The 16744-nt window shown below is 37.9% G+C and carries 14 protein-coding genes and 1 pseudogene; 5 read left to right on the top strand and 10 right to left on the bottom strand.

The window, feature by feature from the left end; translation table 11 throughout:
• Positions 1 to 37: 37 nt before the first annotated feature.
• Positions 38 to 1099 (bottom strand): DNA polymerase III subunit beta, encoded by a 1062-nt coding sequence (dnaN, locus tag HCN_RS10455; protein ID WP_002956060.1) that lies wholly within the window; start codon positions 1097 to 1099, stop codon positions 38 to 40.
• A 290-nt stretch (positions 1100 to 1389) separates the two neighbouring features.
• Here dnaN and HCN_RS10460 point away from each other — a divergent pair, with 290 nt between their 5' ends.
• From HCN_RS10460 to HCN_RS10475, 4 genes are read left to right on the top strand one after another with little or no spacing between them, the layout of a single operon-like run.
• On the top strand, positions 1390 to 2493 hold the full coding sequence (locus HCN_RS10460; protein ID WP_002956061.1) for an MlaE family ABC transporter permease: 1104 nt from the start codon (positions 1390 to 1392) through the stop codon (positions 2491 to 2493).
• Entirely contained in the window at positions 2490 to 3287 is a 798-nt protein-coding gene (locus HCN_RS10465) for an ABC transporter ATP-binding protein (RefSeq protein WP_002956062.1), read from the top strand. Before HCN_RS10460 ends, HCN_RS10465 begins: the two co-directional genes overlap by 4 nt.
• Positions 3288 to 3296: 9 nt before the next feature.
• On the top strand, positions 3297 to 4058 hold the full coding sequence (locus tag HCN_RS10470) for an MlaD family protein (protein ID WP_014667484.1): 762 nt from the start codon (positions 3297 to 3299) through the stop codon (positions 4056 to 4058).
• A gap of 9 nt (positions 4059 to 4067) precedes the next feature.
• Entirely contained in the window at positions 4068 to 4673 is a 606-nt protein-coding gene (locus HCN_RS10475) for an ABC-type transport auxiliary lipoprotein family protein (protein WP_014667485.1), read from the top strand.
• Positions 4674 to 4690: 17 nt separating this feature from the next.
• On the opposite strand, the gene HCN_RS10480 is transcribed toward HCN_RS10475, so the two are convergent.
• Positions 4691 to 6550: a hypothetical protein gene (locus HCN_RS10480; protein ID WP_002956066.1), complete on the bottom strand. Its 1860-nt coding sequence runs from the start codon at positions 6548 to 6550 to the stop codon at positions 4691 to 4693.
• Positions 6551 to 6982: 432 nt separating this feature from the next.
• A complete protein-coding gene (gene thyX, locus HCN_RS10485) occupies positions 6983 to 7642 on the bottom strand; it encodes an FAD-dependent thymidylate synthase (RefSeq protein ID WP_014667486.1) in 660 nt (219 codons plus the stop codon).
• Positions 7643 to 7736: 94 nt separating this feature from the next.
• Between thyX and HCN_RS10490 the strand changes: the two genes are divergently transcribed.
• Positions 7737 to 8873 (top strand): DUF354 domain-containing protein, encoded by a 1137-nt coding sequence (locus HCN_RS10490; protein ID WP_014667487.1) that lies wholly within the window; start codon positions 7737 to 7739, stop codon positions 8871 to 8873.
• A gap of 202 nt (positions 8874 to 9075) precedes the next feature.
• On the opposite strand, the gene HCN_RS10495 is transcribed toward HCN_RS10490, so the two are convergent.
• The 7 genes and pseudogenes from HCN_RS10495 to ruvC form a co-directional block, all read right to left on the bottom strand.
• Entirely contained in the window at positions 9076 to 10182 is a 1107-nt protein-coding gene (locus HCN_RS10495) for a type II secretion system F family protein (RefSeq protein ID WP_014667488.1), read from the bottom strand.
• A pseudogene (locus tag HCN_RS10500) lies at positions 10179 to 11696 on the bottom strand (GspE/PulE family protein). The gene HCN_RS10495 and the pseudogene HCN_RS10500 overlap by 4 nt, the downstream one beginning before the upstream one ends.
• The gene (gene mshL, locus HCN_RS10505; protein WP_014667491.1) at positions 11693 to 13501 is read right to left on the bottom strand and encodes a pilus (MSHA type) biogenesis protein MshL; all 1809 of its coding nucleotides are present in this window, start codon (positions 13499 to 13501) and stop codon (positions 11693 to 11695) included. The pseudogene HCN_RS10500 and the gene mshL overlap by 4 nt, the downstream one beginning before the upstream one ends.
• A gap of 398 nt (positions 13502 to 13899) precedes the next feature.
• Complete coding sequence (locus HCN_RS10510) at positions 13900 to 14217, bottom strand: hypothetical protein (RefSeq protein WP_002956072.1); 318 nt, start codon at positions 14215 to 14217, stop codon at positions 13900 to 13902.
• A 2-nt stretch (positions 14218 to 14219) separates the two neighbouring features.
• Positions 14220 to 14855 carry a hypothetical protein gene (locus HCN_RS10515; protein WP_231997569.1) on the bottom strand — a complete coding sequence of 212 codons (636 nt, stop codon included), beginning with the start codon at positions 14853 to 14855 and terminating at the stop codon, positions 14220 to 14222.
• Positions 14815 to 16095: a hypothetical protein gene (locus tag HCN_RS10520; protein ID WP_014667493.1), complete on the bottom strand. Its 1281-nt coding sequence runs from the start codon at positions 16093 to 16095 to the stop codon at positions 14815 to 14817. Before HCN_RS10520 ends, HCN_RS10515 begins: the two co-directional genes overlap by 41 nt.
• The gene (ruvC, locus tag HCN_RS10525) at positions 16092 to 16604 is read right to left on the bottom strand and encodes a crossover junction endodeoxyribonuclease RuvC (protein WP_172580145.1); all 513 of its coding nucleotides are present in this window, start codon (positions 16602 to 16604) and stop codon (positions 16092 to 16094) included. The genes HCN_RS10520 and ruvC overlap by 4 nt, the downstream gene beginning before the upstream one ends.
• Between the last annotated feature and the right edge of the window lie 140 nt (positions 16605 to 16744).

Here is a 16744-nt window from a genome sequence, read left to right on the forward strand (position 1 = left end):
ATAAACTCCAAAGACAGATAAAAGTTGAGCTGTGTTCTTAGAGAATCACAGGCATAATCACAGTTGAGAAGTTTTCACTCATTACGATAAATGGGGTGTTTGACTCATTGATACAAAAGGTAAATTCATTTCCATCAATTTGTGAGAGAAAATCAAGGATATACTTAGAGTTAATCCCCAAAGTTAAAGATTCTATGCCTGTTTGTGCTTCAATCTGTGTGGAAGCTTCACCGCTTTCTTCATTCAAAGATTCAAAAAGCACTTCATTTGGTGAAAGTGTGATTTTGATGTTATTTGCAAGGGATTTGACAAATTGCAGGGCATCAACAAATTTATCTTTTGGTAAAAGAATCTTATACTTAAATTCTTTAGGAATAATTTTCTCATAATCAGGGAATTTTCCATTAATGAGCTTTGTGTAGAAAGTGTATTCATTGTTTTTCAAAATAAGATGTGTAGGGTTGTGATAAATCTCAAGATGATCTATAAAGAGCCTAGAAATTTCACTGATTGCCTTTTTAGGAATGATAAGAGAAAGGGCGTTAATAGATTGACTTTTATATTCAATCACAGCTAGGCGGCGTGTGTCAGTGGCGACAAAATTAAATCCATATTCTTTAATATCAAGCAAAGAGCCATTAAGCTCGTATTTTGGATTATTTGTATCTACTGCGGGATTAATCCTTTTTAGCGAAGTCAGGAATTTTTGAGCTTCTATGTTGATTTGTGCGTTATTATCATATTCTGGGAATCTAGGGAATTCATCGGCATTAAACATAGGGAGTTTTGTGCGTGAGCGTCCTTGTGAAATGTGAAGTGTGTCTTCTTTTGCTTCAAGGTTTATATCACCATCTTTTAATCGTTTAATAATATCTAGAATCTGCTTCCCATTTGCTGTGGCATTCCCTTGAGCTTGAGGCTGGATATTAATATGAGATTCAAGCCAAATCTCATAATCAGTGGCTTTAAGGATAAGCTTATCATCTTTTGCTTCAAAGCAGATGTGAGATGTGATTTGTGATCTATCTCTTTTATCAAGGAAATTTTGGCAATTTGTGAGTGCTGTTTCAAGCAAACTTTTGGGAAGTGAGATTTTCATAAAATGTCCTTTAAAATATAGATTTAAAAGTAGGGGTAGTAGTAGAAGTGAAAATGTGAAAAAGCACTTCTAAACCGCCTAGAGCTTTATTTGAATGTGTGAATAATGCGTGTAGCTATATCACAAAATTTCCCGTTGATTATAGCTAAAAATCCTTATTTTTGCCTAATTTTTCATACTTTTGGCGTTTTTGGTGTGGATAAAGGAGCAGATTCTTATTTTGTGTAACCCAACATTACAAGCTTTTGTTATAATCTCTGGTTCAACTTAAGAGAGATTAAAGGGAAAGTATGGATTTTAAAGTGAGCTTTGTAAGTGGTAGAATGCTTATAAAGTTTCAAGGGGCGTGCGATTACTCACTTGATAAGAAGTCTAAAGATTTTCTTTCTAAACTCATTAGTGCAAATGAAAGAATCACCCTTGATTTTTTGGAGATTACAAAGGTAGATTTTGTATTTTGTGCTTTTATTTATGGGCTTTTAGAGGGGAAAGATTATGAGATTCTAAATGCAGATAGTCAAGTGAAAGAAATTTTTCAAAGTATGGTTGAATCTCTGCCAAAGCTTGAAAATTCTAAGTCTAAATCACATTCTATGTTTTATGGTGCTTTATTTGATTTTGGAAAATTTTGTGAGAGATCCTACCAAAGTAGCCTTGATTTTTTAAATTTTTTCGGAATGTGTTCATTTTACTTTTTTCGCTCTTGTTGGAATCTTAGGCATTTTAAGCTTGGCTCTATAATGTATCATATTAATGAATCTGGCTTTAAAGCTTTGCCTGTGGCATTACTCACAGCTTTTATTGTGAGCTATGCTATTGCGTTACAAGGGGTGTTGCAACTAGAAAAAATGGGTGTACCTTTAATGAGCGTGGAGATTGTGGCAAAGCTCTCTTTGCGTGAAATGGGACCTTTTATCTTAGCTATTGTAATAGCTGGGAGAAGCTCATCATCTTTTGCCGCTCAAATAGGTGTGATGAATCTCACTGAAGAAAATGACGCGTTAAAAACGATGAATCTTAGCCTGTTTGATTATATCATATTACCTAGAATCTTAGCTCTAGTCATTATTATGCCTTTGCTTGTGTTTTTAGCTGATGCGGTAAGTTTATTTGCGTGTTTTCTTGCGATTAATATGCAAACAGGTTTAGATTTTATGCAGTATTTGGAGCGATTTTATGAGTATGTGGGGATTAATAATTTTTGGGTTGGTGTGATAAAAGCTCCATTTTTTGGTGCGGCAGTGGCACTTGTAGGGTGCTTTCGTGGGCTATATGTCAAGGGTGATACGGAATCTGTGGGGATTGAGACGACTAAGAGTGTAGTCAATGCGATTTTTTGGGTGATTTTAATTAATGCGATTTTTTCAATTATCACCACGGGGCTAAATATATGAATATTATTCGTGTTGAAGAGCTTTATACGCAGTATGGGGAGAATATTATTCACAATGGGATTAGCTTTGCTGTGAAAAAAGGTGAAATCTTTGGAATCTTAGGCGGTAGTGGCAGTGGCAAAAGCACCTTATTAAAAAATATGCTTTTTTTGGAGAAGCCTAGAAGTGGTAAAATTGAATTTTTTAATGAAAATATTTTGGACATAGCAGAATCTAAACGCGATAGAATCTTAAATCGCTGTGGCGTGATGTTCCAGTTTGGGGCGTTGTTTTCTTCTATGAATGTTTTAGATAATGTCGGCTTTTTACTTACTCAGAAAAGTCATTATGATAATGCCACAATAGAGCGTTTATCAAGAATGTGGCTTGATTTAGTAGGATTAGATTCTAAAGTAGTGGATAAATACCCCTATGAGCTATCTGGCGGAATGAAAAAGCGTGTAGCTCTCGCTCGGGCATTGGCATTAAGCCCTGATATTTTATTTTTAGATGAGCCTACAAGTGGGCTTGATTTACAAAGTGCGGAGCGGTTTGATAGGCTGATTTTAAAGCTCAAGGAAATTTTAAAGATCACCATTGTGATGGTAACGCACGATTTAGATTCTATAAAAGATAGTGTGGATAGGCTAATTTTGTTAGAAGATAAGGCAATAGTGTTTGAGGGAAGTTTAGATGAGCTTTACACCCAAAAGAAGCAGGGCTTTACTCAAGCTAAAATATTCTCTGGCAAAAGGGGAGAGCGATTTTGGCAGGATTTTGATGAGCGGAATTTGCATAAGACTAAGTTAAACTAGGAGTGAGATATGGAAAGAAATGTGCGGTATGTGTGGATTGGAGCGATATTTTTTATAATTTTAATCTTAATGATTCTCTTTGTGCTGTGGCTTAATCGCTTTGAGCTAGATTCAGCAAAATATACGCGATATTACGCATATAGTGCTGATGAGGTAAGCGGAGTAGGCACAAATACGCCTATTCACTATAAGGGTATAAGTGTCGGCAGAGTGCAGTCTGTGGGCTTTAAAGATATAAAAAGTGGGGTTATTGCTATTGCTATGCTTATAGATTCAAAGCTTGAGATAAAGCAAAATGCTAAAGTCATCGTGGCTTCACAGGGACTAGCAGGGGCAAATTATCTTTCACTCATTCAGGGTGAAGGTGAGACATTACAAGCTAATGAGCAAGGAGATAGGGTGATTATGCTTGATAAGGGAGGGTTGGATAAGATTCTAGGTAAGGCTGGGGAGATTAGTGAAGATATGACCGCCCTACTTGCTAATCTTAATCGCACTTTTAATGAAGAAAATCTTAATAATCTTACAGAGATGATAAAGGAGCTAAGAAGTAGCACAAGCTCCCTAGTAAGTCTTAGCGCACAAATGGATAAAAATATGAAAAATGGCGAATATAATGTGCGTGAAATTCTCACTCCTACGCTGTTGCAGTTGCAGGGGAGTTTGCAAGATATGAGTAGGTTTTTTAACACAGCCACGCGTTTTGTGGATAAGGTGGATAAAAATCCTTATGATAGCCTTTTTGGCAAACAAAATGACAAATCTAAATAAGGGGATTAAATGAGTAAAAAATATAGAATCTTAGGGCTTGGAATAGTAACTATACTTATGCTTAGTAGCTGTGTAGATGTGAAAATCGCCTCACAGATTCCAAAGGTAACATACTTTAGTTTGCAAAAGCTTCAAACTCAAGCAAATGACGCAAAGTGCAAGGCTAATAAAGGCAAAATCGGGCTATTGCAAGTGAATGCTAATGCACCTTTTAATGATACGGCTATTATTTTACACAACACACAAACACTGCAAATAAGTGAATTAGAGCATAAAAAGTGGGTAGATTCCCCAAACAAAATGTTAGAATCTAATCTCTTACAAGCCTTAGAGCAAAACTGCTTTCAAGTGGCAATCTCGCCCTTTGGCACACAAAAATTAAATAAGATTCTAAAACTTTCTTTGCTTGGCTTACAAGTGGTAGAAGATGGCGGTAAATACAAGGCACAAATGAGTGTGTTTTATGAAGTGCTGAATACTTCAACGACACAAAGTAGCAAAAGTGGCATTATCACGCAAGAAGTGGCATTGCAAAGCCTAGAAGATGAAAGCTTTGCTAAAAATTTTGTGAAAGCAAATGAGCTTGTGATAGACAAGCTCTTAAAGCAACTCTAAGAGCTTTCACATAGAATCTAGCTTATAGATTCTGCCCTTTGCCTATTCAAGAATAGAATCTTAGCTATCTCCCATAACATACCAAAAAAGAGCAGGATAAAAAATACACTTAATCTTGGGAAAAATATAAAATCTGCTATTAAGCCCACAAAGCTTAGGGCAAATAAAACATTATACTGCCAAAATAGCCCCAAAAGCATAAGGCTAAAAAGAATGATAAAAAACACGCGGATTTCCATTGCCTCCCAATCCCGAATAGCAATGCCATAAACAATGCTATGAAGATAACCATTTAGGGTTATATCGAGATATTTTATACAAAATACAATCATAGCACTAAAACAAAGCACAAGACAAAGTCTAAGATGTGTAAGGCTTTGATACTTAGAATCTGCCCCCGTGAGCTTTGAGAGAGCAAACAAAAAAAGCAAAATAAAAGAGATAACAAAATAGCTAGATAGAAGTGTCGTGTAGTTAGCATTATATGCAGACTCGCCCCAAAAGTGCAAATAAGATAAAAAAGGATAAATGCCCATAAATATGTTAAATAATACAAGCAAAAGCAAGGAAAAATACTCCATTTTGAGCCTTTGTAAGCTTAAGCTAAGAAAGAAGCCAAGTAACGACGCTACAACAGCCTTGACTAACGCAAATGTAATGTCATTAAAGAAAAGAATGAGAAAGATTAGCCCACTGATACTTCCGCATATCCATAGTTTAGAAAATAGCCTTATAAACTTCCCAAAGAAGCTTTCACTCTCACCAAAAAATCTCACGCAATAAAAGCCAATCATCGCAAAAATATAAAATGTAGCAGCATCTAAATACATAGCAAAATGGCCATTCACCAAATAACTCACTAAATAACATATCCATATTATGCCAAGAACCCCCGCAAACGCCCTTTGCCTTATATGCCATATTAAAAGCGGCAAAAAACAGAACAGGGCAGGTATGAGCGTTGCCTCTTTTTCAATATTTTTAAGGCGATAAAAGCGATCTGGAGATACACTTAAAACTATAATCAAATATGTCAAAACAATATACGCCGCTACAACAAGCCAGATTTTCATATATGTCCCGCTATATTGCCATAACCCCAAAAGTAGTAGCCCCATTCCACCATAAAACATATAAAGAAAGCAAACAAAATCTTCATAAGTATAGAAGAGAGTACCTATTACCATAGAACTAAAGCCTACAAGCAAAAATCCCGCACAGAAAAGCACAATGCTTAAAAGCATTGTTTTAAAATCTAGGCTAAATTGCTTTATATCCAAAATTTTTGTGAGATTTGGCACAAGGATAATGCTATAAAACAAGCTTATAAAAGTCCCCACCACAACAAGAAAAATGACAACAGATTTTACTTCATATTTTACTTCATACTCTATATTTTCAAACATTACCCGCACACACGCCATAATGATGACAAGAATCACAAGAGAGATGTAAAAATATTTTGGCGTAATAAAGCGGATAAAAAAGCTTGAAAAGTAAGAGAAGTTAGAATCTACGGAATGAGCAGATTCTTCTATCAATTCCTTATGCAAAGTCTTTAGCCTTTTAGCTGTGATTCTTACATTGAGTGCAAAAAGCACAAAGCCACCTATAAGGACAATAATTGCCATTATGATAACAATGCCATTGACAATGTTAGAATCTATAAAGCCAATCCATGGCAATATCGCCCCTAAGCTCCCGCCTAAAAACGCCACCAAAATGACTTGTGCAAAAATCACCCGCCAATATCTTTCACTCTCCATTAAGCTAAGGCTTTTAAATCTTATAAGATCATCTAGCTCAAATCTTAGCTCTCTAAAAAGCGTTGCCAAAGCCCTAAAAGGCGAAAGGATAGATTGTTTTAATGCCGACATAAGAGTTCCTTAAAAATGTGAAATGTTTAAGATATAGGGTGTGGATTATACATTAAGTGTTTAAATCTTTTTGTTGTTGCATAACTCTTAGAATCCCAATTATAAAGCGAGATTCTAGAATTTTACTTAGAATAAATGATTGAAAGTCCTACGCTTAAAGTATATCTTTAAGCGTGTAAAAATTAATCGCACGCAGTGCCACCTCTTAAAGCGTTGTAGGGGGTGAGCGGCACGACTGCGAACGATTTTTAAGGGGGAGGGAGCGACTTCGCGTGCAGTAGCGAAGCTACAAACCCACACTTGCAAATATGACAAGATTCTAAAACTTTAAAAAGAGAGAAAATAAGAAACAAGATTAAAAAAGAAACAGATTCTAGAATCTAAGATTACCCTTATTCCCCTTGCTGTATTAAGCAAAATAAAGACTAGATTCTAATGCGTGGGGGGTTGGGCTATGCAGTCTTTGAAAATAAACTTATGCTCTTCTGGCAAAGATTCAAATATCGCTAAAGCCAAAGCCCGAATCTCCCAAAGGGCGGATTTTGAGCTTCTAAGGGATAGGAAATTTTGCAAACTTCTAGCATTGATAGAAAAGCTAAGCTCCGTGCGGTAAGATTCAGGCATAGCAAATTTAGCGATGTCATTGCTGATGTTTTCACTTAGAATCTGGCGTAAATTTTCTAGGGCGTGAATGGAGGCGTGATTCACCCTTTCACTACTTGTAAAAACGATAAACTTTTCCGCCCTTTGTGTGTTTATCTCATTTATAGGTAAAAAGCTAGGCTCATCTTTTAGCTCTTTTAGCGTGTAGCGGGAGCTTTTCACACTAAAGCTTGCCATACGATGTCGTGCGAGCTCTTGCAGACACGCCCTTGAAATGCCCTTGATATAAAAATTATAAGTTAAATGCTCTAAGGTGCTTGCGTGTTTAAATTTATTCCCTACTCTATCAATGAGTTCTATATCTTTCTCTCCGCCACAATCGCCCTTATCAAAGCTCTGCCAACAAGTGCGAATAGCATTACTACAAATATGCAGGGGCGTGTGGTGCAAAAGTGTGATGTCAATCTTACACGAGATTTTTTCTACCATTATGAATCTCCTTAAAATATTTCAACTTGTGCTAGAATCTTAACGCATTTTTAACTACACAAATACAACATCAAACAAAACACAAGGGCAAAAGATGATTTGGCTTGATATTATTGATCCAAAATATGTGCTGTTTTTTAAGTCTATTTTGCCAAGGCTCAAGGCTTTAGATTCAGTGATTGTTACCACGCGTGAGAGTAAGGACTATGATGAGTGCATTAGGCTTTTAAGGCTTTTTAAGATAGAGCATCATTGTATCGGTGGCTATGGTGGGGCGAGTAAGCTAGGTAAATTTGAATCTAGGCTTAATCGGCAAAAAGGCTTTTTGGAGCTATTTGCTAGATTAAACGAGATTCCAAAGGTTTTTATCACCGGAGCGAGTGTTGATGGGGTGCAGTGTGCGTATGGGCTAGGGATACCGGTGGTGCATTTTGCCGATACGCCAGTGGCTAATGAAAAATTCTCTTTAGAATCTATAACGATTTTATCCCGCCTGACACTTCCGCTTTCTCATCTTGTATTCCGCCCTTTTATCGTGCCAGAGATTTGCTATACAAGCTTGGGGCTAAGCCCCGCTCAAGTGGTGGAATATGACTTTATTGATGTGGCGTTATGGCTAGATTCTATTCCTTTACATTATGATTTGGAATCGCCACAAAGGAGGGCGTTTTGCGAGAAGTTGGGGCTAGATTCTGCCTTGCCTATTATTTTGGTGCGTGAGGAAGAGTATAAGGCACATTATGTCAAGCACAAACTGCCCATTATTTATGAGAGCTTTGCCCTTTTAGCTAGGAGACTTAAGGCTAATGTGCTATGTATGCCTCGCTATGGCAAAGATGAGCTAGAATCTTGTCTCTCACAGCTCCCACAAGATTCAAAAAGTCGCTTTAAGATTTTACATCATAAGCTAGAGCCAAAGGATTTTTATCCCTTTGTTGATGTGCTTTTAGGCGGTGGTGGGACTATGAATCTAGAGGCGTGTTATCTTGGGATTCCTGTGATTTCTACTCGCTCACTTTTGCTTTTTCACGATAGATTTTTGCTTGATAATGCTTTGATGAAACACGCTAAAAGCACCACTGAAGCGGTGGATAAGATTATAGAGATTTTATCTAAGCCCCATTTATATGAAAGGCAAGATTCCCTTTTTGTTAAAAATGGTGTGGATACGGATATGTTTATCTCGCATATCAAAGCACTCGTGGAATCCCCTAAGCCTTCAAAATTTTAAATGCGTAACATACAATCTCCTTTCGTTTTAAAGTATGACAGGGAGAGTGTAGAAAATTATGTATGTAAAATCATTTTTGTCTCCTTATATTTGTATGGATTACAAATATAAGGATTAGTGAGAAATAATTGCCATTGTTGGATTTATTAGTTTTCCTTAATAGTGTAAAAATGGTGCGGATTGTATCAAAACTTTTTGATTTTCAAGCCCCAAAGGCATACACGCTCATATCCCACATCGGCACAAAAATCCCTAATGCCAAAAAGAGCAGTAAAATCCCCATAGTAAGGCTAAGGCTTGGCTCTATAAGGGATATAAGCATATCGGTTTTTTCAGTGGCGATTTCTTCAAAATGTTTAGCACATACTTCAAGCATTTCTGCTAGATTTCCGCTTTGCTCCCCGGCGTTAATAAGGGCTAGGGCAATATCATCAAGGGCGTTTTGCTCTTTTAAACTCACTGATAATGCTTTGCCATTTTTTACAGATTCTAGGGCGGATTCAAACTTTGCTTTAAGGGCAAGATTGCTTATGTCTTTGCTTAAAGCTAGGGCTAAGTCCATAGGCGTGGCGGATTTAAGCTGGATATAGAGCGAAAAGCTGTATTGATAATAAAAATGTGCTTTTATAATTGCTCCAACAAGCGGGATATGTAAGATATAGGCGTGAATCTTAGCCTTAAAATGCAAAGTATTTTTATACGCATACCCAAATAGAGCCACAGCACAAAGCACACATAGTGCAAAAATCAGCCCAAAGTCTATAAAAAATGTTTGCATAAAAAGCAGAATCCGCGTATAGATAGGCAGCTCAATTTGCATAGAGAGAAACATTTCTAAAAACTGCGGCAGCACAAACGCTACAAGCACCATAAATGCCCCCATAATGCTAAGAAACACGAGAATGGGGTAGAAAAGGGTGCGTTTGAGTTTATTTTTATTCTTATATTCCTTTGTGAGATGAGAACTCAGCATACTAAAAATTTCTTTCAATTCTCCGCTTTTTTCCCCTAAAGTTATCATTTGATAGCTCATATCGCCAAACACATTTCTATACTTTTTGAATCCAAAAGAGAGATTCTGCCCTAGTTGTAAGTGGTAGGCAATATCTTGTAAAATTTCTTTAAGCCTTGTATTTTTAGCATTATCCGCACATATTTGTATGATATGTAAAAGTGGCAGATGAGATTGTAGCATTGTGGATATTTGTAAAAACAGCATACTTATATCTTTTGTGGAGATATACCCCTGAAGCGAAAAAAATGCCGTGTGTTTGAATGTGTTCTTAAATGCGTTTTGTGTCTCACTCATAGCCGACATACCCTATATATCTCTTCAAAAGAGCTTAAGCCTTGAGCCAAAAGCTTTATGCCAACTTCAAACATACTTTCAAACCCGCCCTTTTTAAGCTCTTGTATAATCATCTCTTTATTCTGTGGGGCGGCAATGTGGCGTTGCAAAAGGCTAGAGTTTTCTAAACATTCAGCAATCAACAATCGCCCATCATAGCCCTGCATATAGCAATGCTGACAGCCACAAGCGGTGTAAAAACACGCCTTTTCATAAGGCTTTAGAATCTGCGTTTCAAGCTTGTAAGATTCAAATTTTTCATACATTTGCTTGAGTGAGAGTGGAATCTTACAATGAGGGCAGAGCTTTCGCACAAGCCTTTGAGAGATAAGCAGCCGCAAAGTAGAGCTTACAAGATAGTCCTTTGCACCCATATCAAGCAATCGCTCAATCACGCTTAGAGAATCATTAGCGTGAATGGTGGAAAGCACCAAATGCCCCGTTAAAGACGCACGCAAAGCAATATCAAGGCTATTTTCATCGCGTATCTCGCCAATCATCAAAATATCCGGATCGTGTCGCAGCAGGGCTTTGAGCGCATTAGCAAAGCCAAAATTATGCTTATCATTTATTAGCACCTGCGTTGTGTTATGTATGCGGTATTCTATGGGATCTTCAAGGGTGATGATTTTTTTCTGCGGGGATTTTATGGATTCTAAAATCGCATAAAGCGTGGTTGATTTCCCACTGCCTGTGGGACCTGAAAGCAAAATTAGCCCACTTGGGTAGTTAGCACAATGCGTGATAATCTCCATTTACTTTTTTTGGAATCCTAGCTTTTCAAGTGTGGTAAGTGTGGCATTTTTATGCAAGATTCTAAGCACAAGGGATTCTCCGCTAAAAGAGGGCAGGACGGATAACCTTAAGTCAAAAGCCTTATTATCAAAAACTCGGCTAAAGCGTCCATCTTGGGCTTGTCGCTTTTGGTTTATATCAAGTTTGCACTCTAGCTTGAGACACGCAATGAGCGATTCAAAGACTATTTTTTGTAATGTCAAAATCTCTCGCAGCATTCCATCTGTGCGGATTCTAACGCAATGGATAGAATCTTGAGATTCAAAATGTATATCACTCGCCCTATGCTTAATACAAAGCTCTAAAATATAATCTAACAACGCAATAGCCGCCCTTTCATCATCATTATGCTGACTATGGCTTTTTAGCAAGGTAAGCAGATTTTGCTCAAGTTTATAAAAGCCTTGAAAGTCTGTGATGGATTCTAGCTGTGCTACAAAACTCTCGCTTGAAGCAAGGAAAAACTTTAAACTTTTATGCGGAAAAATGGAGCTAATATGATTTGTAATCAGCCCAAGCGGTGCGTTTTCACACGATATGGCGATAGACACGCTAGAATCTTGCATATCAAAAATAAGACATTGATGCTTTGCTATAAATTTAGAATCTAGTGCGAGTAGGCAAGACTCATTTAGTGTAATAGTGTGGAGATTAATAGATTCAAATGTGGAGGGATTCATATATGGGCTTTGTGTGGGGGTATGGGGCTATCTGTCTTGTAGGCTAAGGGCTGTAAAAGTGTGGAGTCTTGCTTGTTGGGCTTAGATTCTAATGGAGATTCTAAGCTTTGTGTAGAATCTTGCTTTTCTTGGGGAGTGGAATTTGTGTCGGTATCTGTTGAAGAGTCTTGCTTTGTGGAATCTTGTGGGGCAGAATCTTTTGTAGTATCTTTTGAATCTTGTGGCTTCAAATCAGATTCCTTTGTAAAGTTTATAATTTCTTCAATTTTATCTTGTTCTTGCTCTCTTGCGTCTAATCGCACGATATGCGGAGATATGATAATCACCATTTCTTGGGTTTCTTTAATATTTTTCTTATAGCTAAAGAGATATTTGATAAGCGGTATATCGCCTAAAATGGGGAGTTTGCGTAAAATCTGCCCTTCAGTTTTATCTATCAAGCCACCAAGGACTATTTTTTCGCCATCTTTAACCTGCACGAGAGATGAGAGCTGTTTGGTGGAGAGATTTGGCGGGGATTCTAGGGCGGTGGTTTGATTTTCAATAGAGATGTCTTTGGTTTTGGTGATTGATGGGTTAATCTTTAAAATGATTTTGTCATTTTTCACACTTGGCGTTACATCAAGCAAGATTCCTGCAAAGACAGAAGGGAAGGTTTGAGAAAGGTTTTGGATAGAAGTGCCTTGCGTGGTGGTTTGATAAGTGGTGTTTTGAAAGTAGCGAAGCACACTGCCAACGGATATAATGGCAGGTTGGTTATTGAGCGTCAAAACTTTTGGGTTAGAGACAGACTGCACCTTGCCATAGGTTTGTAAAAACTCAACAATGCGGTTAATGCTTACTCCTTGTGAAAAAATGCTTATAGCAAAATCGCCATTATTCACACCTGTAAGGGCATTATTAGAGCCTTCCGCATTTGGCGGGAGAGTTAAAAGATTGCCAAGTTTATAAAATTCATTCCAGTCTATGCCATAGGTTTGGTTATTGCTATGCTGAATATTAAAGATATATACATCAATCAGCACCTGCTTTTGAATCTTGTTATTAAGTGTGGCAAGGTAAGATTCCACGCGTTTAATCTGCTTTGGCGTGGCGGTGATGGTAAGCAGTCCTGCGGCTTTATTAATGATGATGTCTTTTTTATTTTTTAGCTCACTTGTTGTGGGTTGATAGCTATCGCCCGGAGTGTAGGCTACCCCGGCGATTTCATTTTGTAATTCGCCCCAAAAGTCAATCTCATCAATGCTATAAATTTTCGTCCCGCTTTTTCCCATAGTTTGTGTGTTTGATGTGGCTTTATTCATCGCCATTTTGTGGGCTTGAGATTCTATCTCAAAGTTTGAAAAGCCAAGCGGTGCGTTTGTGTGGGTATTATAAGGGGAGTGGGTTTGATTATCCTGTGAAAAGATGATGTCAGTATTGCTTGAGCCAACGCGTGTTGTGGCGATGTAGCTAATCTCAAAAGTCTTTGTGAGTAAAAAGCCAACTTGCAAGGTGTCTTTTTGCAAAGTGTAGTGAAAGTCATTGCTTTTTAAAAGGCTATCAAGGACTTGGATTAGCGGTTTATTGTTGATATGAATGGAAGTTTTCTTGCTATCAAGCATAGCTTTTGTTTGCTCTTGGAGATAGATGACATTAAGATGACAGATTGAGGCGATTTCTTCTAGGATTTTGCTTAAAGCGACATTGCTACCGGAGTGGATATTAATGGGGGTGCTACAAGCTAGGCTAGTTTGTAAAAATAAAAGCAGAATCCCGCATATCCGCAGAAGCACAGGGATTTGGTAAGGTTTTGATTGTTTCATATTCCCCACTTTTTGAATCTAGATTCTCTCAATGTTATTCCTTAGCGTAGCAAAATGTTTTTTTAGAATTTGGATTCTTTTTTCTTTAAGGGGGAGGGGCTTAAATTTGCAAGTGTAGCTTCGCTACTGCACGCGAAATCGCTCCCTCCCCCTTAAAAATCGTTCGCAGTCGTGCCGCTCACCCCTTACAACGCTTTAAGAGGTGGCACTGCGTACGATTTTATTTTATACGCTTAAGGTCGTGCCTTAAGCGTAAAAGCACTCACGAGTCTTTAGAATCTAGATTCTTAATTCTTAAGGCATTCCTTGATTTTACAATTTTACGCAAGATTGTAAATAATCACTTGCTACTTTTAAGCCTTTTATGTGGAATCTTGTAACTTTTTATGCTTGTGATTTTATGGCTCTAGCTGTTCTAGTGTGCCATTTAACGATAAGGCAAAGCGAGTGCTTGACTTTTGCAGGACAATGCCTTGAGAGTGCAGGGCGGTAATGGTGTAGCCATCTATCACATCGCCAAGCTTGTGCCACTGCCCATTCAGCAATGCTTTATTATTGATAATGGCTTGAAGCTCTAGATTCTGTGTTGAGTTGTGTTTGAAGGGGTTTGTTAGGGTTGGAATGGATTCTATCACGCTTTGTTTGGGGTTTTGCTCGGCATAGCTTGTGGTATAGCCTACAAGTAAAAGCACAAAAATGAGCCTATATTTTTTCATATTTATTCCTTTATTTGCTGTTGTGGCTTATGTGGTAAGGCTTGGCGAATATCCATAATCAGCAAATGAAAGTGGATTTGATTGTGTTCTTGTGAAGAGAGTTCTAAAGATTCTAGGCTTACAAAGTGGAGATTTTCTAAAAAGCTAAGCAAGTTTAGAATCTGCCAAAACTCCCCACTGCCCTCTATAACAAGGGCATTAAGTGTGGGGTGTGGGTGAAAGGCATTTAAGGTAAGATTTTCATTTTTAGCAAAATTGATAAGACTAGGGATAAGGGTAAAGGGATTTAAAAGCGGCTCAAGTGTAGTTGTGTGGCTAAGGCTTTGTTGCAATGAAAAGATTTCTTCTTGTAGGTTTTGGACTTCATTTGTTTGTTGTTGGTGCTGTGCTTTTGCCGATTGCATAGAATCTAGGGAGAGGGTAAGCTCGTTAAGCGTGTGGTTATGGATTCTAGATAGGGTGCTTTGGGTTTGCAAAAGTGGTAGATAGATAAACTCCATCATAATAAACACACAAAGTGCCATAATGGCGATAAAAAGCAGAATCTTTTCACGCTTTGTCTTTGTGGAGAGAAACTGCGTAATAAGGTTTAAAATCTTAGAAAACATTTTGCACCACGATGATGTGTGATTTGGCATTAGAATCCATAGAATCCAAAGGCTGTAAAAAAGCAGTTTGTGTGGCTTTGTTGAGTTTGGCTAAAAAGGCTGACACACTGAGTTTTGAATCTGCTTTGAGCTTTAGGGTAGCGATAAAATGGCTTTGAGAGAAGGCAAAGCTTATAGATTCTAGATGTATATCATTTGTGGCACATTGTGAAAAAATGTCCTCCATAAAAGCATAGCGTTTGGGGTAGCTCTGCTGCCACGATTCTAGCTCGTGCAAGGTGTGTGAAAGCTGGGCGTGTGTGAGACTAAGGGAGGGAATATCTGTGTCTTGTTGGGCTAAGTCTAGCGGGGCAAAAAGCGTTTCATTTTGCGTGTTAAGGGCTGTGATTTGGCTTTGCAAATGGTGGTTATACAATGTCAGTCCAAGGGGGATAACAAGCACAAAAAGGATAGTGCTTAAAAGCAAAAGTGGCAAGAATCTTGCGTAAATGGAGGGCTTGGGGGTGAAGTTTGGCAAAGGGTTTATAGAAGATAATGTTAAATCTGCTTTGTATTTTTGAGTGTAGCTAAAGGCGAGATAAGCTCTAAAAGTGTAAAAATCAAAATCTTTGCTTTCATCTGTGATTTGGCTAAGGGGAAGTGGAGTGGGGAGATTTTGAGTAGTGTTACAAGCAAGGAGCGTATCTAGCAAAGCTATATCATCGCTAAAATAATACGGCGTGTCAAAGTGCTTATGATAGGCTTCTTGTAGGTAGGCAATAAGGGAGCTAAGATTTTCACATAGATTTATGTTTGGATTCGCATTTGGTTGAGTTAGGGCGGTTATCTTAAGGGCTTCTTTGAAAGTGGTGTTTTCAAAATAGCATAAATAGGGCGGAATAAGCACGATAAAATCCTTGTAGCAGGGCAGGGCAAGGGGCAAAAATATATCGCTTGTAAGAATGCGGGCTTTAAGATTCTTATCTTTTATGTGAAAAAAGCTCTCACACACGCATTTTTGCTCATCAAATAGATGTTCGCGTTCGCAAAAATAATGCGTATAAGATTCATTTGGCAAAGTAAGAATACCCTTCTCCCTTGCCCTATCATAGAGCAAAGCGGGAATATGGCTAGAATCTTTTTTATCTATCTCAATGGGGCTGTGAAGCAGGGCATTTGGGGGAAGTGAGATAATATCAAAAGAGCGATTTTTTGTGTTATGTGGTGTGTAAATGGTGCTAGAATCATAAGCATAAGTGCTGTGCGTGTCATTAAAATAAAGCGTTTTCATTGTGCTGATTTTAGACTAGATTCTAGCCCCACGCGTTGGGAATGCGTAATGGCAATGGCGAGTGCATCGGTAATATCAAGGGGTTTTATCTCACCTTTAATGCCCAGAATTTTTTTCACCATAAAGGCGACTTGGGCTTTATCCGCTTTGCCATTACCTGTGATGGCTTTTTTGACTTGTAGCGGGGTGTATTCAGCAAAGTTGCCTATCTCTTGGAGAATTTTTAGGCTCAACGCCCCGCGGAATTGTGCGAGTTTGATGACACTTTTGGGATTGTAGGCAAAAAATATATCTTCAATCGCCACTTCATCAATATGGTGAAGTTTTAGCACCATATCAATCCCCTCCACAAACTCCACGATTTGATGTTGCAAACTTCGCTCTTTAATCTTAATAATCCCCGCTTCTATGAGCTTTAGACTCCCTTTCAAATGCATATTTGCATCTGCCATTTGGATAATAGCATAGCCACAATTCCTGCTGCCCGGGTCTATACCTAAAATATACATCATTTAATCCAAATTAAAAGATTTTTTCATTATGATTTCGCTTCCGCTTTTTAAGGTCATCATCTTAAAAGATTTTTTGACTTTTCACATTTTATTCACATCGTGAAAGTAAAAATATTCATCTCACTTTAGGAAATAAA

It is taken from the genome of Helicobacter cinaedi PAGU611 (genome assembly GCF_000284635.1).
GTDB classification, from domain to species: Bacteria; Campylobacterota; Campylobacteria; order Campylobacterales; family Helicobacteraceae; genus Helicobacter_C; species Helicobacter_C cinaedi.

Coding starts and splice junctions, on each gene's coding strand:
- dnaN (WP_002956060.1), bottom strand. CDS start 1,099: ATGAAAATCTCACTTCCCAAAAGTTTGCTTGAAACAGCACTCACAAAT.
- HCN_RS10460 (WP_002956061.1), top strand. CDS start 1,390: ATGGATTTTAAAGTGAGCTTTGTAAGTGGTAGAATGCTTATAAAGTTT.
- HCN_RS10465 (WP_002956062.1), top strand. CDS start 2,490: ATGAATATTATTCGTGTTGAAGAGCTTTATACGCAGTATGGGGAGAAT.
- HCN_RS10470 (WP_014667484.1), top strand. CDS start 3,297: ATGGAAAGAAATGTGCGGTATGTGTGGATTGGAGCGATATTTTTTATA.
- HCN_RS10475 (WP_014667485.1), top strand. CDS start 4,068: ATGAGTAAAAAATATAGAATCTTAGGGCTTGGAATAGTAACTATACTT.
- HCN_RS10480 (WP_002956066.1), bottom strand. CDS start 6,550: ATGTCGGCATTAAAACAATCTATCCTTTCGCCTTTTAGGGCTTTGGCA.
- thyX (WP_014667486.1), bottom strand. CDS start 7,642: ATGGTAGAAAAAATCTCGTGTAAGATTGACATCACACTTTTGCACCAC.
- HCN_RS10490 (WP_014667487.1), top strand. CDS start 7,737: ATGATTTGGCTTGATATTATTGATCCAAAATATGTGCTGTTTTTTAAG.
- HCN_RS10495 (WP_014667488.1), bottom strand. CDS start 10,182: ATGAGTGAGACACAAAACGCATTTAAGAACACATTCAAACACACGGCA.
- mshL (WP_014667491.1), bottom strand. CDS start 13,501: ATGAAACAATCAAAACCTTACCAAATCCCTGTGCTTCTGCGGATATGC.
- HCN_RS10510 (WP_002956072.1), bottom strand. CDS start 14,217: ATGAAAAAATATAGGCTCATTTTTGTGCTTTTACTTGTAGGCTATACC.
- HCN_RS10515 (WP_231997569.1), bottom strand. CDS start 14,855: ATGCCAAATCACACATCATCGTGGTGCAAAATGTTTTCTAAGATTTTA.
- HCN_RS10520 (WP_014667493.1), bottom strand. CDS start 16,095: ATGAAAACGCTTTATTTTAATGACACGCACAGCACTTATGCTTATGAT.
- ruvC (WP_172580145.1), bottom strand. CDS start 16,604: ATGTATATTTTAGGTATAGACCCGGGCAGCAGGAATTGTGGCTATGCT.